The sequence below is a fragment of the Calidithermus chliarophilus DSM 9957 genome (assembly GCF_000430045.1).
Taxonomy (GTDB): domain Bacteria; phylum Deinococcota; class Deinococci; order Deinococcales; family Thermaceae; genus Calidithermus; species Calidithermus chliarophilus.
This window is the reverse complement of the sequence record NZ_KE387029.1, coordinates 3,924-25,636: the sequence shown is the minus strand read 5'-3', so window position 1 is coordinate 25,636 and position 21,713 is coordinate 3,924. Positions and strand designations below refer to the sequence as shown.

Here is a 21,713-nt window from a genome sequence, read left to right as displayed (position 1 = left end):
CTACCACCCCCGCTCGATCTCCCGCACCGTCTGGCGCAGGGCCTCGGCCACCTCCAGCGCCATGCCCGAGGGCAGGGCGAGTTCCTGGCCGTCCCCGAGGGCGATGCGGGCGTTTTCCTCCAGCTCCTTCGCGCACTCGCGCGCGACGACAGGCCGCAAGAAGCGGCGCTTCGAGGGGGCGTGCTCGCCGCACTCGAGATACACGAACATCCCACCGGGGGCGCGCTCGAGGACCAACCGGCAGTCCTCCTCGTCGTCGGGCAAGTCCCACACCACGGGCCGGTAGCGGCTGGGGTCGAAGGCGGGGGCGGGTTTTGCGACCGAGGGGTTCACGCTCATGCTTCCTCCTGGGCAAAGTCGAAGTCGAACAGGCCCGCGCCCTGGGCGGCGGGCCGGGGCTCGGGATTGGGGTTGGGCTTTGGGCCGGGCCGGGATCGGCTGCCGGGCTTGGCCTCCAGGCCGCGCTCGCTCCAGTAGCGCAGGCGGGCCTCGGCCACGGCGATGTTCTCGGGCTCGCGCTCGACGCCCGTGACCTCCTCCCAGCCCGCCAGCACCGCGCCGATGGCCTCGGAGCCGGAGCCGCTGTAGAGGTTGAGCAGGCGGCGGGGGGCGTAGCGCGCGGGCGGGAGCAGCAGGGTGGCGAGGTAATGCGCCAGGCGGATGGGCTTGACGGTGGGGTGGGGGTTGGGGGCCTCGAGGCCCGCGTCGCGCTCGGAGCGCGACGCCTTGGCGCAGTAGTAGATGGGGTCGGCGCCGTCGATCTGCTCCTGCACCACGAAGAAGAAGCGCGAAGCGCCCCCTTCGTCCCCCTCGACCTCGGGGAACTCGGCCCGCTCGCTGCCTGCATAGCCCAGCCCACGGTACACCCCGGCCCTGCGGCTGCCGCTCTTGAGCACTCCGCTCTGGGCGTCGAGCGCGGCGGCGGCGGCCCCGTCGAGCAGGATGAGGTTGGCGGGCCAGCGGCCATGAGCAGAGCCCGACTCGTAAGCGCCGGGTTTGTTCCGGCCCCCGTACCCCAGCTCGGCGTATCCGACGCGCCGGGTGCTGCCCGTCCCGACCCTGGCCCCCTCGATGTTGAGCGCCCCGGCCCCGCTGGAGGTGATGTCCTCCACCGGCTTGCCCTCGTAGGGCTTTTGCAGCACGAGGATGGGCTCGACGGCGGGTTTGAGGGCCTGGAGGCCGTAGCGGTGGCCTGCCCAGTCGCGGGCAAGGTCGGTGGCGGGGGCGGTGATGTCCCGCCGGGCCTGCCCCGAGCCTTGCCCGATGCTGTCCGTGAAGTAGGTCGGCACGGACGCTTCGACCTGCCCCACCACCTCACGCTCCGCCTCGGCGTAAAGCGCCTCGAGGCTGCCGTTGAGCCCCAACAGATCGCGCACCCGCTCCCAGTGACGGCGGGGCGGAAGGCCGCCCCGCTGGTCGGTCCTCGCCCAGTAGCAGGAGGAGGACTTGATGCCCAAGAATCGGTCGATCTCGCTATGGGTATAGGGGGAGGTTTCCACTGCCGCGGCATAGGCGGTCGCGAAGGCTCGCCACGCCTGGGGGTTGCCCCCCCGCCTGTCCACCGCCGTATCAACCCGCGTGGCCTTGGGGAAGCCCTCGCCGTTGGCCCAGCCGAACAGGGTGGGGTGCATGATGAACCCGGCGTCCTCGATGTGGCAGGCCAGGCGGTGCCAGGTGCGGCTCGAGCTGAAGGCCATCAGGAAGGCGCCGGGCATCAGCACCCGGTACAGCTCGGCCCACACCTCGGGGTCGGGCAGGGCCGCGTCCCAGCGCCTGCCCATGAACCTGAGCCCGTAGGGGGGGTCCGAGAGCATGGCGTGAAAGTGCGCGTCGGGGAGGGTGCGCAGCACCTCGAGCGCGTCCCCTTGCACCAGATTCCAGCGCTTCACGCCGCCACGCTCCGGTCCAGGCCCAGGTATTGCAGGGCGCGGCTCAGCTCGCGCGCGGCGCCCCCCTCCAGCTTCACCCGCATCAGCTCCAGCGCCAGGCTGCGCAGGATGGCCTCGGGGTCGTCGCTGGCGGCGAAGAGGTCGGCTTGCTGCACCGGGTCGAGGCTCTGCCCGGTCCCCCGCGCGAACGCCTCGGCCAGGGCGCTGTAGCGGCGGTGCGAGCTCTCGAAGTACGAGCGCAGGTACATCACGATCCGGCGGGCGCGGGCGATGCCCGCCTCGTCGGCCTTCGCCAGCTCGATGAGGTAGTAGCGCTCGTCCTGGGGGTCCAGCCCCAGGACCACCCCGAAGGGGGCGGCCTTCTCCGAGGCCAGGGCCACCGCGTCGCGCATCTGGCGGTCGCCCTGCTGGAGGGCCTTGGCTAGCTGCTCGCGGCTCATCCCGGGGGCGGCGCCGTGCAGCACGCGGTAAACGTCGCGGGCCAGCTCGAGTAGGCTCTTGTTCATGCTGTCCATTATATAGGACAAGATTACTTGAAAGCCAGTTACCTCGGCGTGGCCCCCGGACGGGGGAACAGCTCCCAGACCCGCAGGGTCAGGCGGCGCGGCAGGGGCTCGCCCCCCTGGTGGCGGGCGAGGTCGCTGGAGCGGAAGACCCAGAACTCGGGGGCCGCCACGTAGCTGACGGTGTAGGGCCTGCCCTGCCCCGGCCCCCGCCCGGCCCGCCACACGATCATCCCGTCCTGCACGTCGAAGTCCACGCCCTCGGCGTAGTCGGTGCGGGCGTAGGTCTTGGGGTCGAGGGCGAAGCAGCCCCGCACCTCGTAGACGTAGGCGTACAGCAGCCGGTCGCCGCCGACGCCGCGGTAGAGCACCTGGCTCATGCGCTGCTTGGCGTCCACAACCACGAAGCGGTCGTTCTCGTCGGCCTCCCACGCGGGGTTGGGCGCCCACTCCCCGCCCGGCAGCCGGGTGAGGGCGGGGACCGTCAGGGTCACGTCGCGGTGGTCGTAGACCCCCTCGGCCTTGAAGTCGCGCCTCGAGGAGAGCCCCTGCATGTGGCCCAGCACCGTGAAGGGCGCGCGGTAGCGCACCTTGAACTCGTCGCCCAGCGCGGGGGCGGGGGTGGCGTCGGGGAAGACGACGCGCCCGCCCTCCTCCAGCCGCGCCTGGGGGTAGGCGTTGCCCCGCTCGTCGGTCACCTCGAGCAGGTCTTCGGGCTTGGCGTGGCGGTAGGCCAGCACCGGGGGGCGGGTCTCGCTGCCCGCGTAGAAGGACTCCTCGAGGGTGAGCGTGGCGGGGGGCTGCCAGGTGTAGCCGTAGCCCTTGCAGTGGGGGCACGCCTTCTGGGGGGCGTTGCTGGCGGGGTCGCGGCAGGGGCAGGCGGTGGCGGGCAGGTACAGCAGCCGCCACGCCTGCTCGCCGTTGAGCAGTTCGTCGAAGTGCTGGAGGTGGAAGGCCACCCCCTCGAAGGCGTGCTTGTTGGTGTTCGCCATCCTCCCTCCCCTCAGGCCGAGAACATGCGCAGGCCCTTCTGGGTGGTGAAGTAGCTGCGCTTGAAGTTCTCGAGCTGCTCCTCGAGCGACTTCTGGTAGGGGCTGTAGCGGTGGGTCTGCCCCGAGACGGGGTAGGCGCGCGACTGGCTCAGCCCGTCCACGCTCACGCTCTCCGAGGAGATGACCCCCTCGCGCAGCATGGCGGCCTTGGGCAGGAGCTTGATCGCCGCGGCCATCAACAGGTAGTAGGCCAGGTCGGGCTGCTCCACCGAAACGTCGTCGTACCCGGCGCTCAGGCACAGCCGCCAGGCGTTGGGGATGCGGCGGGCCCCGGCGATGACCGAGAGCTGGAAGCTGGAGATGTTGGCGACGGCGAGCTGCTGGTAGGCCGGGAAGAGCTGGAGGGTGCCCCGGCGCTTGTTGAGCTGCCACCAGTCGGGGGGGAACACCAGGATGGCGTTGGAGGCGCCGCCGCCCAGCCCCAGCCCCACGTAGTGCAGCTCCCGGACGGGGGTGTAGGGCAGCTTGAGGAAGTGCCAGCGGTCGGCGTGCCAGCCCTCGGGGTCGAAGGAAGGGGGGGTGGCCTCGAGGGTGGGCTGGTCGGGGGGGATTTTGTCGGGGGGCACCGCCCCGGCGACGACGGTGGTGGGCGTCCACAGCACCGAGTACATGCGCGTCCACTCGGCCTCGGTCACGCCGATGACCTTCTCGAGGGCCGCGTCGCTCACCGGGCGGCCCCGGGAGTCCTCGAGGGGGATGTCCCGGAAGAACTCCTCCCTCAGTTGTTGCGCGGTCAGCTTGCTCACGGTCGGCATAGCCCCAGGGTGGGCGCGGCAAAGGGTCAGAGCCGGGGAACCCCCGGCTCTGCGGTGGCCCGTGGCGGGCGTCTAGCCCTGGGCCTGGGCCTGGCCTTGGGTCTGGGCGGCCTGGGCGCGCTGGGCCTCGTCGGCGTAGAAGGCCCCGATGAGCTCCACGAGCTGGGCCTTGGTGGCCTCGCTGGGGTTGGGCACCGCCAGCTTGAGCGCGGTGGCCGCGCGCAGCAGCTCGTCCTTGCCGAACTTGGCCTTGCGGGCCTCGCCGTCCGGCAGGGAGTCCCACTTCTTCTTGAACTCCGCGGCGTAGGCGGCGTGGGCGTCCCCGCCCGCGGCGCGCTGGGCGTCGAGGGCCTTCTGCCGCTCCTCGGCCTGGCGCTTGAGCTCGGCGCGCACCGCCTCCTCCACGTCCACCGCGGCGTTGCGGGGCTTGGTGGCCTTCTCCTCGCCTGTCACCGCGTCGATGACCACGTAGCCGCCCGCGCGCAGGAAGCTCTCGCAGTCGGCCTCGCGGCAGGGCTGGGAGACGATGGCTTGCAGGCGGTCGGAGTAGCCGAACAGCAGGCCGTTCACGCTCACGTCCTTCTGCCCCTTGCGGATGATGGCGTCCTCGAGGCTGGGCACGTCCACTGCTTTGATGCGGTAATCCATTGCTGACCTCCGTTGTCCAATCTCCAGGACAGCAGGGGTCAGAGGGGTAGCCGGGCGTCGGGCGTCGGCCCAAAGCAAACTCCCTGGCGTCTGCCAGGGAGGACCAGAAAGCTTTCAAGCTTAGAAGGGCTGCCAGCGGGCGGTCTTGGGCACGTAGTTGCGCACGACCCAGTGCCGCTGGGGGATGCCCAGCTTGAGCGCCCCGAACAGCAGCACGGCCCAGGGGTAGCTGGCCTTGCGGGTCGGGTACAGCGGGAACTGGGTCATCGGCAGGAGCTGGGTCCAGTCGATGGCCTCTTCGTCCTCGAGGTCGAGGATGAACAGGCTCGAGGCGCCGGGGATGTCCTCGTTCTTGTCCACGAAGGTCACGACATCCGCGGGGTTCTCGGCAGCCGGGATGCGCTTGACCATGCGCAGGTCGGCGGCGGCGGGGGCGGTGGCGGGGTTACGCTTGGAGCGGTAGATCACGAAGCCGGTCTGCCCCAGGCCAGCGGGCGGGGTGATCTGGAGCTGGGCGGCGTCGCCCACGCCCAGGGCCACCGACCCGATGACCGACAGCGGGCCCTCGCCCTTCTCGCTGACCGAGGCCACCGCGTAGTAGTAGGTGCCGTTCTGCCCGGCCTTGAACTTCGAACCAGCCGCGCCCACCACGGCAGAGATGGCGACGGTGGGGGCGCCGGGGGCGTCGGGGGAGAGCTTGCCCTTGGTGCGCACCACGGCGGGGGCCGAGGTGTGGGGGTAGTCGCCCTCCTGAATCCACACGCTCTGGTTGGTCTTGATGTCCCCGAAGGAGGTGTGGATCACCGGCACGGGGCTGCCGTACTCGGTCTTGCTCCCGTCGAGGCTCTTGCGCCACTGGGGGGCCAGGAACAGGTCGAGGTCGTTCTGCACGCTGGGGGTCAGGTACACGTCGGAGATGGACCCGTAGCCGCCCTCGGGGCCGATGGTGTCGGCGTAGGCGCGGTACATGGCGTCGTACAGCTCCTGGGTGTCGCTGGAGCCCTCGAGGTCGATGATGTGGTTGGGGTGCAGGCGGCGCAGGGTGGCGGCGATGCCGTCGAACTCCTCGGGCACCACGCTCTCGTCGCCCTGGAACAGCCCCCACTCCACCGAGCGCAGGATGCGGGTGGTGGCCGAGGTGTTCTCGCGGGCCTTGATGTCGTCGATGGCCTGCTGCACCTGGGCGGCCACCGTGATCTCGGCGCCCTCCATCAGGTACTTGATGCGCAGCACGTCGCGCCCGTACTCGCTGCGGGCCTGGCGGATGTCGGAATACTCGCCGTGGAACGAGCCGCCCACGTCGCCGCCGATGTTCTTCAGCGTGCTCCACTCGACCACCGAGCTCTTGGCCTTCTTGCTCTTCAGGCGCTTGAAGAGGGTGAAGTTGCGCTCGCGCTCGACCACCGCGCGCAGGGTGCCCTCCAGGGCCTCGAGGCGGATGGCGGGCACGCCCTCGAGGTTGCCCTTGAAGTCCAGCGCGTGGGGGTCGCCCGCGGTCTGCACCGCCTTCATGAATCGCTGGAAGTCCTCCAGGGAGTTGATGCCCTGGCCGAACAGGTCGTTAGCCCCACCGATGGGGCCGCCGAAACGTGCGTTCACTCCTTGCAGTTCCATGCTTTTCTCCTTTCAAAGCCCCGGCGGAGCCTCAGAGCTTGATGCCCACGGCCTCGAGCTGGCCCGCGCTGAAGTGCCGGGGGAGCTCGGCGGTCCGCCCCGAGCGCAACAGGCTTTCCAGCCGCGCCACCTGCGAGGCGGTGAAGTTGGCGGTGTCCACGGCGGCTTTGGCGATGACGCCCTCCACGTCCAGGCCCAGGCCCTGGGCCTGGGCCTGCCCCTGGCCCTTGAGCCGCACGTTGGAAGCCTTGGCGATGGTGGGGGTGTTGCCCAACATGGCCTCGAGGCGCTCCAGGCGCTTCAAGAGCTGCTGGTTGACGCCGAGCTGGAAGCTCATGGCCTTGGCGAGGGTGGCGTTCTGCTCGCGCAGGGTGGCGTTCTGCTGGCTGAGGTCGCGCAGGGATTGGGCGACCTCCATCAGGATCGGGCCCGCGTCCACGATCTCCTCGCCCTGGCCCTGGGCGGCCTTCGCCACCGGCTGGCCCTTGCCCTCCCCGTCCTCTTCCTCTTCCTCGGGGCCCTGGCCTTCGCCGTCGTCGGCCTCGCCCTGGGCTTCGTCCAGGTCGGAAAAGTCGAGGTCGAGGTCGAGGTCATCCTTCTCGGCGTCGGCGTCGTCGGGCTCGCCGCCCTGGGCCGCCTTCGCCAGGAGGTTTTGGATGGCGGCGAAGCCGCGCTTCGCCTGTTCTTCCTTCAGGTCCATAGTTCCCTCCTCACACCTCGAGGCTCAGGGGGCTGAGGGGTCAGAGTGCAAAAAAACCGCCCGCTTTGAGTGGGGCGGGTGGCGATTTTTGCGCCCTGGAGGGGATTATCCCCACCCCATTTCCTCTTGAAGCTCTTCGGCGCAGAACGGGCAGAGGTAGCCCTCGCCGTATTGGTCGTAGCGGTAGGTGACCCCGCCGCACGACATGCAGCGGCCCGCCTGCGCGTCGGGGTAGGAGAGGTCCAGGGTGTCGGACACGGAGAGGGTGGGGAATAGCGGGAGCGGGACGCGGGCGCGGGCGGCCAACCCCTGGCTCACGAAGCGGTGGATGTCCCTGAGGCCCCGCTCCACCCCGGCGAAGGCGGTGTAGGTGCCGTCCACGCTGGTCGCCCCGAAGTCGGCGGCGCTCAGGCGGGTGCGCTCGCCGGAGTTGACCCGGCCCACGTGCACCGGCAGGCCGCGGCGGGCGGCCTCCTCGATCAGGGCGCGCCCCTGGGGGCCGAAGCGCCAGGCGTCCGAACCGGCCAGGAACACGTAGTCGCAGGGGGGTATCTCCTGGGCCCCGTCCTGGAGGACGTAGGCCACCGGGAAGCCCATCGCCCGGATCGGCCCGGCCCACTCGCCGTAGCGCTCGAGGGTGGCCTGGGCGTTGCGGGGCACGTCGGGGGCCGCGACGAACAGGCAGCGGTCACGGTAGGGCCGGAGGCGCTCGAGGTGGCGCACGAAGCGCTCGGGGTTGAAGCGCCCGGTGAAGCAGCCGTTGTCGCTGGCCCACCAGCGCCCCTCCTGGATCGGGCGCAGCCCGCCCACCTCCGGCCCGGTCATGATGCCGATGGTGGGCGGCTGGCCGATGCACGAGGAGCTGGTGGAGGCCAGGTAGATCAGGCTTGGCCGCTCGGCCAGCCGGGGGTCGGGGTCACGGGGCACGGCCTCCTCCCCGCGGGGCCGGGGCCCGCGGGCCTGGGCCGCGGCGGGCTGCTCGGGCGCCACCCAATAGCGCTGGGTGTGGACCTTGCCGCCCCTGCGCACCACGTGGGGCTCGGGGAACAGCGGGGACTGGTGGGCCTTGGCGAGGCGCAGGGTCAGGCGGGGCATGGCTTCATGCTGTGGGCGCCGGGGGGTCAGAGGCCGCGCGCCCCGGAGCCCCGGAGCCCCAGAGCCCCAGGGCCTTAGCCAGGGCCCCGCTGCCCGCGAGGGCGTAGAGCAGGCGGTCGAAGGCCGCGTTGGTGCGCTTGCGCTCCTCGCCCAGCGGGTAGAGCGAGGTCACGCCGCCCTCCTCCTCCAGCAGGCCCGCCTCCCTCCCCCAGCGCCGCACCGCCTCCTCGTCCACGCCCTTGACCAGGTAGGTGTTCACCCAGCCGCGCTCCGCCAGCCGGTCGTGCACCCACGCCTCGAACGCGCGGGCGAACAGCTCGTGGGGGCGGGACCAGTAATCGCCCATCAACTTGGCGGTGGCCCGGAAGTGGCTCATGCCCTCGCCGCCGGGCGGGGTGTAGCGGATGGGGCGCCCGGCGGCGGCGGCCAGGTAGCGCATGTCGCGGTCGAGGTTGTCCAGCACCGCTTTGGCGCCCATCCCCGCGTAGCTGCCCCCCCGCTCCTCGATCTCCTTCAGCCGCTTGGCGGCCTCGTCCACCTTCTCCCGGATGAGGGCCTCGAGGCTCTCCCCGCTGTCTAGGCGGCGCTTATCGGCGCGGTAGTAGTGGGTGGCGGGCCGGGCGGTCTTGGCCTTGCGGTAGCTGCCCTGGTTGATGGCCCGGCCCAGCTCCTCCCAGGCGGCGGCCACCTCGGGGGGCAGGCCGTCGCCGGGGGGCGACCAGCCGTTGTCCGAGACGTAGGAGGTGTGGTGGCTCTGGCCGCCGGTGGAGAGCATCGCCATCACGTTGTCGAGGAAGTGGCCCCACTCGTGGGCCAGGCTGCCGCCCCCGGCGTACTTTGTAAGGTTGATGACCTTGCGCACGGGCTCGTAGTGGGCCACGGCGCCCTTGCCGCGCGCGCCGAAGCCAAGGGCCAGGCGCCCGTTCCACGACACCTGCTCGATGGGGATGTGCAGGAGGCGGGCGAGGTCGTACAGCGCCTCCCCCGCCTTCTGGGTGTGCAGGGCGGCGTCCTCCTGGCTCATCCAGTTGCCGTACTCCACCCCCCGCAGGTTGAAGGTCCGGTGCAGCTCCTCGGAGTTGAACCGCACCTCGTGGCCTTTGCGCACGTCCTCCCCCCGGCGCTCGAAGGGCGGGATGCGGCGGCGCCGGGCCGCGGCCTGGGGCTGGCCCTCGCCCCCGGCGGGGGCGGCCTTGAGGGCAAAGCCCCAGTCGCCCGCCTGGTCGAAGGCGGCGGCCTTCTTCGCGGCCTCCTCCCAGCGGTCGGCCCAGCCCTTCTTGTAGCGCACCCCGATGGCCTCGAGGAACTTCTCGCCCAGCGCGGCGAGGAGGTTGCGGGGGCTGTCGGGGTCGGCCTCGTTGCGGGTGACGGCCTGCCGCTCGAGGGCGTAGATGGCGTCCAGGATCGGCTGTAAGCGGGGGGCGAGCTCGGCGTCGAGGCTGCTGGCGGCCCGGACGTATTCGGCGTAGGGCGTGGTGCGCGGCAGCTCGTTCAGGCGCCGGGCCCGCTCGCGGTTGATCTCGTCGCGCTGGGCCTTGAGCCGCTGGAGCTCGGCCAGCTCCTCGGCGGTGTAGGAGTAGCCGCGCCCGATCTCTTGCAGCTCCTTGATGCCCCGCAGCGCGTCCTGGGGGTTCTGCCATCTCAGCATCGCCTCGCGCAGCATCCGCGCGGCGCGCACGTAGCGCGCGCGGGCGGCGGGGGTGTCGTCGGGCTTGGGGGCGACGCTGGACAGCAGGCGGGTGGCGAGGTAGGCCGCCCCAGGGCTGGCCCCTATGTCCTTCATGTCCTGGGCAAGGTCGGCAGCCTTGCCCAGTTGCCGGTCGCGGGTCACGTAGCGTGCGGCCAGGCCCGGCTCGCGCTCGAGCCCCTCCAGGTCGCCCGCGGTGAGCGCGCGGCGCGCCTCGCGGTCGAGCTCGGCCCGCAGCGCGGCGATGTCCTTGCGGGCCATGCCGATCTTCTCGCCCACGTCGCGGTACTCGGGCTGGGGCGGGGTCCGGGGTGCGGGCTTCACCCCCTCGGCGCTGGCGGGGGCGGGCTCGGGCTGGCGGGGCGGGGGGCTCGGGGTCAGGGGCGGGGGACTCGGGGTCAGGGGCGGGGGACTCGGGCTGGGGCTCCTCCACCCGCTCCCAGCGGTGGTTCTCGTTGAGGCGGTAGGTCACGCCGTTGACGGTCTTGCGGTCGCCCACCCGCGGGCCGACGGGCTTCTCTCCGGCCTGCTCCACCACGGCTTCCACGAAGTCGCCCACGTCCTCGAGCGGCCTTTTGCCCAGGCGGATGTCCCGCAGGCGGTCGGACGCGGCCTGGGCGCGCAGCGCCAGGCGATGGGCCGCCTCGCGGGCCTGCTCGACGGAGGGCTTGTAGAGCGCCATGATCCGGCCCGTCTCCTCGTCGCGCTCGCGGCGGGCGGCCTCGAGCTTGGCCTCGTCGGGCTCCTGGTCCTTGCGGAAGAGGGCCTTGAGCCTCTTGTTGTAGCGCTCGTTGGCGGCCTGAAGCTCCTCGTTGCCCGCCTCACGCAGGCGGGTGAGGGCGGCGGCGGCGGCGTGGCTCTCCTGGGCGGCGGCGTCTGCCCAGCGCGTCAGCGCGTCCCACCGGCGCATGACCTCGAGGGCGTGGCCGGTGTAGCCCTCGAGGGGGTCTTGGCCGCTGGTGCGCCCGTTGGGGGCGTCCTCTAGGGCGGCCAGCGGCGAGCGGGCCTCCACGTACTCCTCCCAGCGCTGGGGCTCGGCCTCGGGCATGGCCGGGTGAACCTTGACGTGCTGACGTCGGACGTATAGCGGGTAGTAGCCGCTGGCGCGGTGCTCCTCGGGCACCTCCTCGGGGCGCACCAGGCGGGAGACGGTGGTGATCTTGGCCCCCAGCGGGGTCGTGTGCTCGCCGCGGTGGACCACCACGCCCCCCGGCGGGGGGTTCTCCAGCTCCTCGAGGCTGCGGGCCTCGGGCTCAGGCTCAGGCTGGGGCTTAGGGGCAGGCTCGGGCTGCGGGGCGGGGGGCTCAGGGGTGGGCTCAGGCTCAGGCTGGGGCCCGAACAGCCCCCCCTGTTCGGGCTCGGGCGTGGAGTAGTCGAAGTCGAAGAGGTTGCCCTGCTCGGCCTGCTCGGCCTGCGCGCCCTGCGGCCCGGCCTTGCCCCCGGCCAGCCGCTCCTTGAGGCTGGCGGGCATCACGTAGCCCCCGGCTCGCCTCCACTCGGCCTCGCTGATGGGCTCGAGCCGGGTGCGGTGCTGCTTGTTGTAGCGCTCGATGGCCCGGTTCGCGTCCTCGAGCATGAACCCCGCGCGCAGGCGCTTCGCCAGGGCCAGCAGCTCGCCGCGGAAGCGCTCGGGCACGTGCTTGTGCTCGCTGATGAGGGGGTTGACCCAGAAGGTCTGGATGTGGGTCTTCCCCCCGCGGTTCACCGCGCGGCGGTGGGGCACCAGCCCCGCGCGGGCCTTGGCGAAGCGCTCGAGGGCGTGCCCGGAGAGCCTGAGCAGGGCCTTCACAGGTCCACCCCCCCGCGGCGCCTGGAGTTGACCAGGGTATCGAGCTCCTGGCCCAGCCGGATGGCGCAGTGGCGGGCCTCGCCCTTGGAGAAGCCGCACTTCATGAAGGCGTCGGCCACCCCCTCGAGGCTGCCGTCGATCTCCCGGCGCAGCAGCTTGCCCAGCACCCGGCGCTTGTGGCGCTCGTAGCGCCCCTCGAGGCTTTCCCGGCGCACCGCGCCCACCCCGCTCAGCCCGGCCTTACCCTCCAGGCCGTACCCGGCCATCACCGCCTGGGCGCCCTGCACCGCCTTGGCGAAGGCGGCGTAGGGCAGCACCGCCACCTCCGGCACCCCCGGCACCAGCGTGGGGCGGTCCGCGCTCATGGCGAAGGCCCCCAACGGGGTCGTGGACACCGCGGGCAGCTCGGGGTGCTGCGCGCGCTGGGCGAAGCCCACGCTGAACCACTCCAGGGGGCCTTTGATGAGCCGCACGCTGCGCCCGTCCCGCAGCTCGACCTCGACGGTGGCGTGGGGGGCGATGTTGCCGAAGACGCTGGGGAACCAGCGCATGGGCGGGTTCTGCACGCTGACGGTGTGCCAGAACCAGTCGGCCCAGCTCGAGCCCGCGGGCATCCCCGGCACCGCCTCGGCGGGCGGGGGCGGGGCTTTCTGGGCGATTTCCCCCAGCACGAAGATCGAGCCGCCCTCCCGCGCCACGTCGAGGGGCTGGCCGATGACGTACTCCGGGCGCATCCCGCTGCCCGGCGGGTTCCCCAACCAGCTCCAGTGGTTGAGGTCGAGGTTGCCCTGCCGCAAGAACAGCTCGCGGCTGTCCCACAGGGCGTCGGCGGCGATGTCCTCGCCCTCGCGGTCGGTGACGCCCTCCCGCGAGGTCTCGAAATACACCAGGCGCTGCCCGGTGGGGCCCACCACCCCCTTGGCGAGGGCGTCCAGGGGGATGGCGAGCTTGGACACGTGGCTGGGTAGACCGATCAGGCTCATACCCCCACGGTCGGGCGTGCGAGGGGTCAGAACGGCAAGGCCCCCCTGCCGGGGGGCTTTGGGGGCGGGGCGGGCCTAGCGGGGCTCGAGGCCGAGCTGCCGCCAGGTGTCGGCCTCGCGGTCGGGGCCGGGGTCGAGCCAGTGGCGGCGCAGGGCGTCCACCAGGGCGAAGACCTCGGCCAGCTCCAGCCCGCGCAGCTGCCCGGCCACCGCCTCGGGATCGACCCGGTACGTCCGGCCCCAGCCCAACGTGGCCTCGGCCTCCAGAAGCTGCGCGGCGAGCACGGCGCCCGACAGGGCGCGCGGCTCGAGGGCCAGGTGGCGGGCGGTGGCCTGGAGCCAGCCCAGCTCGGGGGCGCTGAAGCGCATCCACAGCCCGAAGCGGGCGCGCTCGAGCAGCGCGGCGTACCACTCCAGCCCCTCGCGGGCGGCGTGGCCCGGCTTGCCCGCGCCGGTGCGCTCGGCCAGGAAGCGCTCGACGGCCTCGGAGGGCCACACCCACACGGTGGACCGTCTAGGCATGGGCATCCTCCAGCGCGCGCGCCAGCCGCTCGAGCAGGTGAGGGGCGGGGGTGTAGCGGAAGCGGGTGGGGAGGCCGGGGTCGTACTCCTGCACGAGCACCTGGGTGGGCTCGAGGCCCCGGAGCTGGGGGGCGTAGGCGAGCAGGGCCTCCTCGAGGCCCTGCCCGGCCAGGGGGGTCAGGGAGCGCTTGGGCTGGTTCTTGAGCTCGATCACGATCCGGGTCATGGCGTCTCCTTTTCCGGGGTTCGGGGGGCGCTAGGCCCTCCCGTCCACCCCGCAGTGGCGGCAGTAGTCGCGCGCGTCGTACTCGCAGGCGTGGCCCGCCAGCGCGCGCAGCTCGGCGGCGAGGGCCTCGAGGGCTTCGGCGGCGAGGGTCAGGGCGCCCTTGGCCTCCCCCAGGCCCATGCGCTCGTCGGCGGCGTCCAGCGCCTCCCCGCTCAGCCGCTCGTGCCGGTGGTCGGCCAGGGCCTGCTGGCGCAAAAGGCGGAGCAGGCGCCCGCGGGGGCCGCTCTCCCGGTGGCCGTAGGGGTTGGTGCGCCGGGGGGCCATCCCGTGGTGGTCGTGGGCGTACTCCCCGGCCTCCTGGGGGACTTCCCGCCATTCTCCGGGCTCCACGAAGGGGGGCAGGCAGCGGTCGGCCTTGCGCAGCAGGGCGCGGGGGGCCGTGGCGTAGAGGTAGTGGCGGTAGAACTGGCCCTCGTAGGTGGGGTTGCACAGCTCCCACAGGCCCTCCTCGTCACGCCAGACCGCGGCCCAGATGCTGTCGCCGTTGCGGTAGTAGCGCACCAGGCGGCGCCGGGCCGCGCGCAGGCCGCGCACGGCGTCGGGGTCTTGGGGGTGGGGTTGGGGTTGGGGCCGGGCGGCGAGGGGGCGGGTCATAGGCTCCTCCGGGCCAGCGGCAGCGTGCCGTCGGCGTAGGCGATGCCCTCGTGCTCGAGGGCGGCCAGGTAGCGGGCCTTGAGGTCGGCGTGCTCGGCCACGCGCTCGGCCACGCGCTCGGTGGGCGGCAGCCAGGCTTGGACCACCTGCTGGCGGCGGCGGTAGAACTCGAGGGACGCCCGCCAGTCGAGCGCGGGCTCGAGGGCGCGCCCGATCTCCAGCGCGCGCGCGGCGTGTTCGGGCTCCACGCCGACGCTGAGGAAGACCCAGGTGCTTTTGTGCCAGGTGCTTTGGGGCATGTTTCAATACCTCCTGTCCTAAAGCTAGGACAAGCTTGAGTATTAGTCAAGTAGGGGGGCGGCGAAAAGCCCGCCCTCAGGGGGCGGGCCGGGGCGCGAAGGGCGGCGCTAGCGGGGCGCGGGCTGTCGCGCCTCAGCCGCCTCGCGCAGGTACTCGGCGCGGCGGCGGTAGAGGTCGTGGATCACCGTCGCGAGGGCCCCCCGCTCTTCGGGGGGGATGCCGTCGAAGAGGTGGGGGTTGGTCTTGAGCTCCTGTACCGCGCGGTTGGCCTTTTCAAGGTCGCCGCAGGCGCTCAGCAGCCAGTCGCGCATCCTCTCGAACTCCGGGCTGTACGAGCGTCGGATCATCTCGGTGTATAGCACGCGGCACCTCCTCCGGGCATTCTAGCATTTTTATCCCTCCCGCGTCAGGGCGGCGAAAATCCTCCGCGCATCCTCCGCCCACAGGAGTTGGCTCATCTCGTGCTCGCCGCTCAGCAGCAGCCCCACCGCCTCCCGCCCGAGCCCCCAGCTCTGGAACAGCGCGCGCAGCGTCCTGCGGGGGTGGGGGTCGGAGCGGGTGAGCTTGATCTGCTCGTACCCCGCCTCGAAGTCCCCCCCGCCCAGCAGGGTCAGCAGGTGCTCCACCGCGACCTGGGCATGGAAGTACGTCCCCTCCGCGTAGGGGGTGCCCAGCAGGGCCTTGGCCGCGCGCGCGGCGTAGTGGTCGGCCAGGCCCTCCTCGATCCATTGGGGCATCTCCCGGCTGGGCGATACGCGCTTGGCGTGCCACCACTCGTGCGCGATGGTCTTGAAGGCCCTGGCCCGCAGGGCGACGTTGCGGTGCTCGAGGTCGTCGTAGACCTCGGGCCCCAAAAATATCCGGCCCTCGTGGCTGAACCCCCGAAGCCTCCTGTCCGGGCGCACCCCGTAGGCGGCCTCTACGAGGGCGTCCATCTCCTCGTGGCTGGAGGCCAGCTTGACGGAGGGGATGCCCGCGCGCCCCGGCAGCGGCACCCTGGCCTCGAGCGCCCTGCGGATACGGCCCACCAGCTCCCAGGGGTGGGAGTAGCGCAGCAGGCGGTCGTCCTTGATCTCGTCGGAGGGGGGCATCTCGTCGGGGCCGAGCTTCATCGGGCTGAAATCGCCGTCCACCGCCACGACGTACCGCTGACGCACCCCGTCCCTGCGGGTCTTCCAGACCCGCAGGTAGCCCTTGGAGACGCAGAGCAGCGCCCACACTAGTTAGTACCTCGCCGCGTAGTGGCGCTCGCGCAGGGAGGCCAGGTACTCGTCCTCGAGGCCCTCGTCGGCGCCCAGGGGCCCCAGGTGTTCGCGGATCACCGCGGCGCGCCGGTCGTGGTGCTCGTGGATGGCCTTGGCCGCCTCCTTGATGCGGCGGTCGGCGGCCTCGCAGGCGGCGAGCTGCCCGGCCAGGCGCGCCAGGTGGCCGCGGGCGGCGTGGGTGTCGTCCTTCATGGCCTCAGTGTGGGCGCGGCCAGGGGTCAGGGGCCGGGCGGCGGGCCGCGCCCTACGCCGCCAGCTCCTCGGGGGTCTTGGCGCGCGCGGCGCGGGCCAGGGCGATGTAGCGGGCCATGCCGCTGTCGTCGAGGTTTTCCCAGTCGCCCTCGAAGACCTGTTGCAGCAGGCTCTTGCGCTGGAGGCGGGCCACGGCGTCGCGGTCGAACTTGGTGTCGGTGACGAGGTTGTGTATCTCCACGTCCTGGGTCTGCCCGATGCGGTCGATGCGGGCGTTGCGCTGGGCGTGGGTGGCGTGGGTCAGGGGCAGGTCGTAGTTGGCGAGCCAGCGGCCCCGCTGGAGGTTCATGCCCACCGCCCCCGCGTCGCTCATCACCAGGATGTCGGCCTGGGGCTCCCCCGAGTCGGGGTGGAACTTCTGGCGCTTGGCGGCTTTCTGCTCGCTGGAGTCGGCGCCCGTGACCACCTCCACCCGGTGCCCCGCGGCCTTGAGCGCGGCGCTGATCTGCTCGACGGCCTCGAGGGAGTGGGCGAACACCACGCCGGGGTGCCCGGCGCGGCGCTTGGCCTCGGCCAGGGCCAGCACGTGCTGGACCTTGGCGTTGTGCGCGGCGGGGGCGGCGTCGATGACGCGGCTCTGGGCGGCGAAGCGCAGCGTGCCCAGGTTCTGCTGGAGCTTGCGCGCGATGGCCTCGTGCTCCTCAGGGGGCTTGCCCGCGAAGGAGGAGGGGGAGAGGGTGCGCAGGGCCTCCACGTCCACCCCGCCCGTGCGCTGGGCGGCGCGGGCCCTCTGGTAGGCTTGGTTGACCTGCTCGAGGGCCTTGCGCTGCTCGGGGTGCAGCTCGAGGGGGGCCTGCACCCCGCCCTCGCCCTCGCGCCCCCACACCTCCCGGCGCGCCACCCCGCTGCCCACGCTCGCGGCGTAGATGTAGCGCCCCGCCGCCCGCTTGAAGGCGTCCTGGGCGACGGGCAGGGACACCCCGTAGTTGCGCTTGAACTCCTCCTTGCGCTCGCCCCAGCGCTCGGGGTCGAGCTTGCTGAGGATGTCGAAAACTTCGCTCTCGTCGTTCTTGGCCGGGGTGCCCGAGGCCATCATCGCGTGCCGACTCTCGGCCAGGGCAGCGTCGGCCACCATCGCCATCAGCGCGTCGGGCTTGCCGTCGCGGTTGGAGAGGTTGTGGCCCTCGTCGATGGTGAGGTAGTCCAGCAGGTCGGCCACCCCGTGGTGCTCGAGGGCCTCGCGCAGCATCCGGCGGCGCTCGCGGGGGCGGGCGGCGGCGAAGCGGGCCTCGAGCTCGCCCGCCCCCACCCCCTGGTGCTCGGCCATCAGCCGCACCAGGTCGTCACGGAAGGTCTGGTGGGTGGTGACCACCATGTGGGTGTGGGGGTCGCGATAGGCCGCCAGGCGCTCCTCGAAAGGGGCGTCGGCGGCGTGGAACTTGTAGCGCCCCGGCTCGGTGAAGCGCGCCATCTCCTCCCCGAACTGGTTGCGCACCACGCTCGGCACCACGAACAGCCCCCGCCTGGCCTTGCCGCGGGCGTGCAGCTCGGTGAAGGTGCCGATCTGGATGGCCGTCTTGCCGCTCCCCATCCCGAGGGCCTGGTAGGTCTTCTTGGCGGCGACCGCGAACTTGATGGCCCGCTGCTGGCGCACGAACTTGGTCCCCGCCCCCATGCTCAGCCCCGGCCGCAGCCTCACCCCCTGGGAGTTGGGGTCGGTGGAGTGGGTGAGGTAGGGCAGGATCGCGGCGATTTCCCCCTCGGCGCGCTGGCCCAGCGTCAGGCGCTCCCGGAAGGGGTCGTTGAGCTCGATGCCCCGCTTGCCCTCGAAGCCCTGCGCCCCCAGCCCCATGAACAGCGCGCCCTGGGCCTGGCGCAGCTTCTCCTTCATCTCGAGGGCGCGGTTGAGCTTTTCCTTCACCGCCCCCTCGCCCTCGGCGGCGAACTTCCCGGCCCGCCGGTCGCGCAGGGCGGCCATCTGCGCCTGCTCCTGCTCGAGCAGCTTGCGGCGCTCCTCGGGGTCGGTGGCGGCCTTGAAGCGCTCCCCCAGGGGGATGGCCTGCTTCCCCAGGCGCAGGGGCTTGCCGGTGAGGTTGGCGTGGTAGCGCTGGAAGCGCTGGGCGAAGGCCGAGCGCATGTGCTCCTGCACCGCCCGGTACGCCTTGTCCAGCCCCCGCATCCCGCTGACGAACTCGGCCCACGCGCTCGGCCCGGCGAACTGCTCCACGATCTCCTGGCGGCGGCGGTTCCACTGCTCCCACTCGGGGCTGATGTCCTCGTCCCCGAAGAGGTTGACGCTCATCTTCTGGGGCTCGGGGCCCAGCTCCTTCAGGGCCGCCTCATACGCCGCCCGGTCCTTGCCGCTCTTGGGGTCCACCTGGGCGATTTCGGTGTAGAAGTAGTTGCGCAGGGCCCGCTGGTCGGCGTCGCCCAGCTCCCCGACGGGCTTGAACGCCGCCTGGGTGCGGGGGTCTTGCATCAGCGCGGCGAAGGCGGCGCGGCGGGTCTCCTGGGCGTCGGGGTCGATGCTCTGGCTGTGCAGGTCGGCCTCGCCGGGGTGCTTCGACCCCACGTACTCCCGCGCCATCGCCTCGAAGCGCGCGCGCAGCTCGGGGTCGGCGTCCACGTTGCGCAGCTCGCCCTTGGCGTCGGTGGTGGGGAACAGCTCCTCCAGCGCGTCGGCGTAGGCTTCCTGCTGGGCTTCGGGCACGTGCTGGATGACGAAATCCACGCTGCCGACCTCAGCGAGGATGTCGGAGGGCTTCCAGCCGTCGGCCAGCCTCGAGGCCACGTACTCCCCCAGCGCCTCGGCCACCGGGCGGCCCTGGGCGAAGCCGGGCGGGGCGGCGAAGGGCTTGGGCCGCGCGGGGTCGTTGTGCAGGCTGAGCGGGTAGGACACGAAGCCCGCGGGCAGCCAGTCCTCCTCGTCCAGGTCGCCGCGCTTGATGGCCTCGAGGTGGTTTTGCAGGATGGCCTCCTGCGCGCTGGGGCGGCTGACCAGGCGCGACACGGCGGCCTCGGAGAGGGTCACGCCCAGCGCGTTGGTGTCGGGGTCGCGCTCGATGGAAAAGTCCTTGTCCTTCTCCAGCCCCAGCGCCCCCAGGCCCCACAGCACCTTGTCGGTGGGGGTCTTGCCGAACTCCAGGCGCAGGTCGCCGCGCGGGGCCTGCCGCAGGGCCAGGTTGAGCGCGGCCCCGGCCTCGAGCTGGCCCAGCGCGGTGCCCAGGTGGTGCAGGGCCTCCTCGAGCATCCCCTTCCTGAGGGCGTTGAGCTCCTGGGCGGCGGCGAGGCTGGCGGCGTCGGAGATGTCGGGCAGCTCGATGGCGGCGGCCCCCGCCTCGGCCTGCTCCGCCCGCTCGGTGGCCTCGCGGATCAGCTTCACGCTCTCCTCGTCGTGGTAGCGCTGCAAGCCCTCGCGCACCGCCTCCAGCTCCTCGGGGTCGGCGGCGGCGAGGATGGCGCGGGCGGCGATCTGGGCCGCGGCCTCCAGCCCCAGCACCTCGGCCACCATGCGGTCCATGCCCATCCCCCCCGCCACCATCAGCGCGCTTTGCAGGTGGGCGTGGGCGCCGTGGGCGTGGGCGCCGTGCATCTTGGCGCGCGCGGCCTCGATCCCCCCCTCCCCGCCCGCCGCCTCCACCTTGTCCAGGAAGTGCTTGGTGAGGTCGGCCTTGGCGAGCTCGCCCACGTCGGCCTCGAGCTGCGCGATGAAATCCTCGTCGTCGAGCACGTGGGCGTCCACCCGCATGGCGGGGACGCTGGCGGCCTTGAGGGCCTTCGCCAGCCGCTCGGGGTCGCGCTGGCGCCGGGGGTCGAGCTCGCGGAGCTGGGCCTCGAGGAGCTTGGCCTCCTGCGCGGCCTTCAGAAACTCCCTGACCGCCTCGGCCCGCTCCTTGAGGGCGGCGGGGTCGAGCTCGCTGTCCACCTGCACGCTGCCCCCCTGCTCGCGCAGCACCCGCGCCACGTCGTGCATGGCCCGCGCGGTCTCGGCGGCGTTGACCACCCGCGCGGCCTTCTCGGGGTCGGACTCCATCAGGTGGGCCACGCGCTCGTTGAACACCTCGCGGGCCTGGCGCTTGACCTGGGCGCGGTCGAGCCCCCGCTCCTCGGCCATGCGGCGGGTGGCGCGCCGGAAGCCCAGGCCCACCGAGGGCCGGGTGTCCACGGCGTGTTCGGCGCCGACGGGCTGCTCCCCGATGACCTCCTGGCGCAGCTCGTGGTTGTGGGCCAGCTCGCGCAGCAGGCCGCCCTCGATGCGCCGGAGCCCCGAGGCCACCTTGCGCAGGTCGGCGGCGCGCACCATCCCGGCCCCGCCCTTGAGGGGGGCCGCGTCCACGGCGGCGGGGTCGATCCCCAAGGCGCGCGCGGCGCGGGCCAGGTACTCCTTCCGGGTCGCCTCGTCGCCCCCAGGATCGGCCAGCTTGCCCACCGTGGGGTCGTCCCAGCCCGCCAGCCCCAGCCGCGCGGCGGCTTCGATCTGGCGCCGTCGGCGCTCAGCGAGCTGCGCGCTGAGGGCGGCGGAGAGCTGGGCGGCGTTCTCCTCGAGCTGGCGGTCGTGCTCGCCCTTGGGCTTGTCCTGGCCCTCGGGCTTGTCCTTGGGCTTGGCCTTCTTGCCCTTGCCCCACTCCTCGGGGCCCTTGAGCCGGTCGAGCTTGAGCCCCCTCAGCCCCTTCCCCCCGCCGATGACGTGCGCGGTGCCGTCGGCGTTGACCCGGATGGGCACCCTTACGTAGTGCTCGTCGCCGTGGGGGTGCAGGGTGATCCAGCGGACGTTGGGGTCGTCCTTCCAGTAGCTCTTGCGGAAGAGCCCCACCAGCGGGGCTAGGGGGCGCACGCAGACCAGGTGGTCGCCGGGGGGCAGGCGCCGCTCGCGGGCGAAGCGAAGCGCCTCGCGGTGGTAGAGGCGGGGGTGGAGGGGGAGCCGAAGGCCCATGAGCCCCACTGTGGGGGCGGCGAGGGGTCAGGGGCGGGGTTTCCTCCCCCACAAAGCCTCGAGGACCGCCAGCTCGTCGCCCGAAAGCGGCAGCTCCTCGGCCCCCTCGAAGCGCAGGCCCGGCGCGGCCTTGGCGAGGGTGAGCTGGGTGGTGCGGTCGAGCCCCTCGAGGTAGCCCTTGGCCTCGAGGTAGCGGTACAGGTGGCGCCGCCGCGCGGGGTCGGCCACGTCGAAGGCGCAGTGGACGCTGGCGCCGTGGCGCTTCCACCACTCCCTGGCCGCGGGGTCGGCCATCACCTCGCCCAGGGTGCCCTTGGCGAACCCGGCGGCGGCCAGGCGCTCGCGCAGGTACTCCGGCAGCTCGCCGTCGTAGCCCAGCAGCGGCCACACGTAGTAGCCGATGTAGGGCGGCTCGGCGTCGTCGGCGCGCTGGGCCAGGGTCTCGATGCGCCGGATGCCCAGGGCGTGGGCCGTCGCCACCGCGCGGGCGAAGAGCCTCGAGCCGTAGCCCTGGGGGGCGGCCTCGTCCAGCCGGAGGTGGCTGTGCTCGAGCACCGGCTCGTCGCCGTCGAGGTAGAGCACGCGCCCCTGGATGAGCACGTGGGGGTGGTCCTTGAGGGCGAAGGTCACCGTGTCCCCGTCGGCGCCCACGTAGAGCGTGGCGGGCTCGGAGGGCGTGAGCCCCATCAGGCGGATCAGCTCGGGGGCGCTGGGCACCCGGCCCAGGATGCGCTCGAGGTTCTCCTGGGCCTTGCCGCTGACCTGCACCGTGACCCGGCGGTGCACCGCCACCTGGTCCCCGGCCTGGCTCCCGGCCCGGTCCCCGGCGGGCTGGCTGCCGCGCAGCAGCGCCACCAGCTCGTCGAGGCGGAAGGTCTGCGCCTCGGGCTCGGCGTCGGTCGGGGG

21 protein-coding genes are annotated in these 21,713 nt (G+C 72.5%); 1 reads left to right on the top strand and 20 read right to left on the bottom strand.

What is annotated here, in order from left to right; translation table 11 throughout:
* From MEICH_RS26655 to MEICH_RS0122320, 10 genes are all read right to left on the bottom strand, one after another.
* Positions 1-339 (bottom strand): hypothetical protein, encoded by a 339-nt coding sequence (locus MEICH_RS26655; protein ID WP_157202987.1) that lies wholly within the window; start codon positions 337-339, stop codon positions 1-3.
* Positions 336-1,889 (bottom strand): hypothetical protein, encoded by a 1,554-nt coding sequence (locus MEICH_RS27550; RefSeq protein ID WP_027894448.1) that lies wholly within the window; start codon positions 1,887-1,889, stop codon positions 336-338. Before MEICH_RS27550 ends, MEICH_RS26655 begins: the two co-directional genes overlap by 4 nt.
* On the bottom strand, positions 1,886-2,395 hold the full coding sequence (locus tag MEICH_RS0122355) for a hypothetical protein (protein ID WP_027894447.1): 510 nt from the start codon (positions 2,393-2,395) through the stop codon (positions 1,886-1,888). The genes MEICH_RS27550 and MEICH_RS0122355 overlap by 4 nt, the downstream gene beginning before the upstream one ends.
* Before the next feature lie 38 nt (positions 2,396-2,433).
* Positions 2,434-3,384: a hypothetical protein gene (locus tag MEICH_RS0122350; protein ID WP_027894446.1), complete on the bottom strand. Its 951-nt coding sequence runs from the start codon at positions 3,382-3,384 to the stop codon at positions 2,434-2,436.
* Between the two features lie 11 nt (positions 3,385-3,395).
* On the bottom strand, positions 3,396-4,199 hold the full coding sequence (locus tag MEICH_RS0122345) for a hypothetical protein (protein WP_027894445.1): 804 nt from the start codon (positions 4,197-4,199) through the stop codon (positions 3,396-3,398).
* A 72-nt stretch (positions 4,200-4,271) separates the two neighbouring features.
* Entirely contained in the window at positions 4,272-4,847 is a 576-nt protein-coding gene (locus MEICH_RS0122340; protein WP_027894444.1) for a hypothetical protein, read from the bottom strand.
* Positions 4,848-4,967: 120 nt separating this feature from the next.
* Entirely contained in the window at positions 4,968-6,461 is a 1,494-nt protein-coding gene (locus MEICH_RS0122335) for a hypothetical protein (RefSeq protein WP_157202986.1), read from the bottom strand.
* 31 nt (positions 6,462-6,492) lie between these two features.
* Positions 6,493-7,161: a hypothetical protein gene (locus MEICH_RS0122330; RefSeq protein ID WP_027894442.1), complete on the bottom strand. Its 669-nt coding sequence runs from the start codon at positions 7,159-7,161 to the stop codon at positions 6,493-6,495.
* A 105-nt stretch (positions 7,162-7,266) separates the two neighbouring features.
* Positions 7,267-8,256, bottom strand: a complete 990-nt coding sequence (locus MEICH_RS29060) for a hypothetical protein (RefSeq protein ID WP_051304446.1) — start codon at positions 8,254-8,256, stop codon at positions 7,267-7,269.
* Between the two features lie 4 nt (positions 8,257-8,260).
* Complete coding sequence (locus MEICH_RS0122320) at positions 8,261-10,267, bottom strand: LPD1 domain-containing protein (protein ID WP_157202985.1); 2,007 nt, start codon at positions 10,265-10,267, stop codon at positions 8,261-8,263.
* A gap of 121 nt (positions 10,268-10,388) precedes the next feature.
* Between MEICH_RS0122320 and MEICH_RS0122315 the strand changes: the two genes are divergently transcribed.
* The gene (locus MEICH_RS0122315; protein ID WP_157202984.1) at positions 10,389-10,928 is read left to right on the top strand and encodes a hypothetical protein; all 540 of its coding nucleotides are present in this window, start codon (positions 10,389-10,391) and stop codon (positions 10,926-10,928) included.
* 800 nt (positions 10,929-11,728) lie between these two features.
* Here MEICH_RS0122315 and MEICH_RS0122310 read toward each other — a convergent pair.
* From MEICH_RS0122310 to MEICH_RS26635, 10 genes are all read right to left on the bottom strand, one after another.
* Complete coding sequence (locus MEICH_RS0122310) at positions 11,729-12,715, bottom strand: hypothetical protein (RefSeq protein WP_157202983.1); 987 nt, start codon at positions 12,713-12,715, stop codon at positions 11,729-11,731.
* 75 nt (positions 12,716-12,790) lie between these two features.
* The gene (locus MEICH_RS0122305; protein ID WP_157202982.1) at positions 12,791-13,237 is read right to left on the bottom strand and encodes a hypothetical protein; all 447 of its coding nucleotides are present in this window, start codon (positions 13,235-13,237) and stop codon (positions 12,791-12,793) included.
* Positions 13,230-13,463, bottom strand: coding sequence for a hypothetical protein (locus MEICH_RS0122300; protein ID WP_027894437.1), 234 nt, complete (start codon positions 13,461-13,463; stop codon positions 13,230-13,232). The genes MEICH_RS0122305 and MEICH_RS0122300 overlap by 8 nt, the downstream gene beginning before the upstream one ends.
* 30 nt (positions 13,464-13,493) lie before the next feature.
* A complete protein-coding gene (locus MEICH_RS0122295; protein ID WP_027894436.1) occupies positions 13,494-14,117 on the bottom strand; it encodes a hypothetical protein in 624 nt (207 codons plus the stop codon).
* Positions 14,114-14,416 (bottom strand): hypothetical protein, encoded by a 303-nt coding sequence (locus MEICH_RS0122290; RefSeq protein WP_027894435.1) that lies wholly within the window; start codon positions 14,414-14,416, stop codon positions 14,114-14,116. The genes MEICH_RS0122295 and MEICH_RS0122290 overlap by 4 nt, the downstream gene beginning before the upstream one ends.
* A 108-nt stretch (positions 14,417-14,524) precedes the next feature.
* Positions 14,525-14,779: a hypothetical protein gene (locus tag MEICH_RS0122285; protein WP_157202981.1), complete on the bottom strand. Its 255-nt coding sequence runs from the start codon at positions 14,777-14,779 to the stop codon at positions 14,525-14,527.
* A 30-nt stretch (positions 14,780-14,809) separates the two neighbouring features.
* Positions 14,810-15,637 (bottom strand): hypothetical protein, encoded by an 828-nt coding sequence (locus MEICH_RS0122280; RefSeq protein WP_027894433.1) that lies wholly within the window; start codon positions 15,635-15,637, stop codon positions 14,810-14,812.
* Between the two features lie 3 nt (positions 15,638-15,640).
* Complete coding sequence (locus MEICH_RS0122275; protein WP_027894432.1) at positions 15,641-15,874, bottom strand: hypothetical protein; 234 nt, start codon at positions 15,872-15,874, stop codon at positions 15,641-15,643.
* 52 nt (positions 15,875-15,926) lie between these two features.
* Positions 15,927-20,807 (bottom strand): helicase-related protein, encoded by a 4,881-nt coding sequence (locus tag MEICH_RS0122270; protein WP_027894431.1) that lies wholly within the window; start codon positions 20,805-20,807, stop codon positions 15,927-15,929.
* A 27-nt stretch (positions 20,808-20,834) separates the two neighbouring features.
* The coding region (locus MEICH_RS26635; RefSeq protein WP_036220121.1) for a hypothetical protein at positions 20,835-21,713 on the bottom strand (879 nt) is incomplete at its 5' end.

What these genes read in the sequence shown, in the direction of transcription:
- MEICH_RS0122310 (WP_157202983.1), bottom strand. Translation starts at nt 12,715, where the DNA reads ATGAGCCTGATCGGTCTACCCAGCCACGTGTCCAAGCTCGCCATCCCC.
- MEICH_RS0122355 (WP_027894447.1), bottom strand. Translation starts at nt 2,395, where the DNA reads ATGAACAAGAGCCTACTCGAGCTGGCCCGCGACGTTTACCGCGTGCTG.
- MEICH_RS26655 (WP_157202987.1), bottom strand. Translation starts at nt 339, where the DNA reads ATGAGCGTGAACCCCTCGGTCGCAAAACCCGCCCCCGCCTTCGACCCC.
- MEICH_RS0122345 (WP_027894445.1), bottom strand. Translation starts at nt 4,199, where the DNA reads ATGCCGACCGTGAGCAAGCTGACCGCGCAACAACTGAGGGAGGAGTTC.
- MEICH_RS0122305 (WP_157202982.1), bottom strand. Translation starts at nt 13,237, where the DNA reads ATGCCTAGACGGTCCACCGTGTGGGTGTGGCCCTCCGAGGCCGTCGAG.
- MEICH_RS0122330 (WP_027894442.1), bottom strand. Translation starts at nt 7,161, where the DNA reads ATGGACCTGAAGGAAGAACAGGCGAAGCGCGGCTTCGCCGCCATCCAA.
- MEICH_RS0122290 (WP_027894435.1), bottom strand. Translation starts at nt 14,416, where the DNA reads ATGCCCCAAAGCACCTGGCACAAAAGCACCTGGGTCTTCCTCAGCGTC.
- MEICH_RS0122300 (WP_027894437.1), bottom strand. Translation starts at nt 13,463, where the DNA reads ATGACCCGGATCGTGATCGAGCTCAAGAACCAGCCCAAGCGCTCCCTG.
- MEICH_RS29060 (WP_051304446.1), bottom strand. Translation starts at nt 8,256, where the DNA reads ATGCCCCGCCTGACCCTGCGCCTCGCCAAGGCCCACCAGTCCCCGCTG.
- MEICH_RS0122275 (WP_027894432.1), bottom strand. Translation starts at nt 15,874, where the DNA reads ATGAAGGACGACACCCACGCCGCCCGCGGCCACCTGGCGCGCCTGGCC.
- MEICH_RS0122350 (WP_027894446.1), bottom strand. Translation starts at nt 3,384, where the DNA reads ATGGCGAACACCAACAAGCACGCCTTCGAGGGGGTGGCCTTCCACCTC.
- MEICH_RS0122295 (WP_027894436.1), bottom strand. Translation starts at nt 14,117, where the DNA reads ATGACCCGCCCCCTCGCCGCCCGGCCCCAACCCCAACCCCACCCCCAA.
- MEICH_RS0122335 (WP_157202986.1), bottom strand. Translation starts at nt 6,461, where the DNA reads ATGGAACTGCAAGGAGTGAACGCACGTTTCGGCGGCCCCATCGGTGGG.
- MEICH_RS0122340 (WP_027894444.1), bottom strand. Translation starts at nt 4,847, where the DNA reads ATGGATTACCGCATCAAAGCAGTGGACGTGCCCAGCCTCGAGGACGCC.
- MEICH_RS0122270 (WP_027894431.1), bottom strand. Translation starts at nt 20,807, where the DNA reads ATGGGCCTTCGGCTCCCCCTCCACCCCCGCCTCTACCACCGCGAGGCG.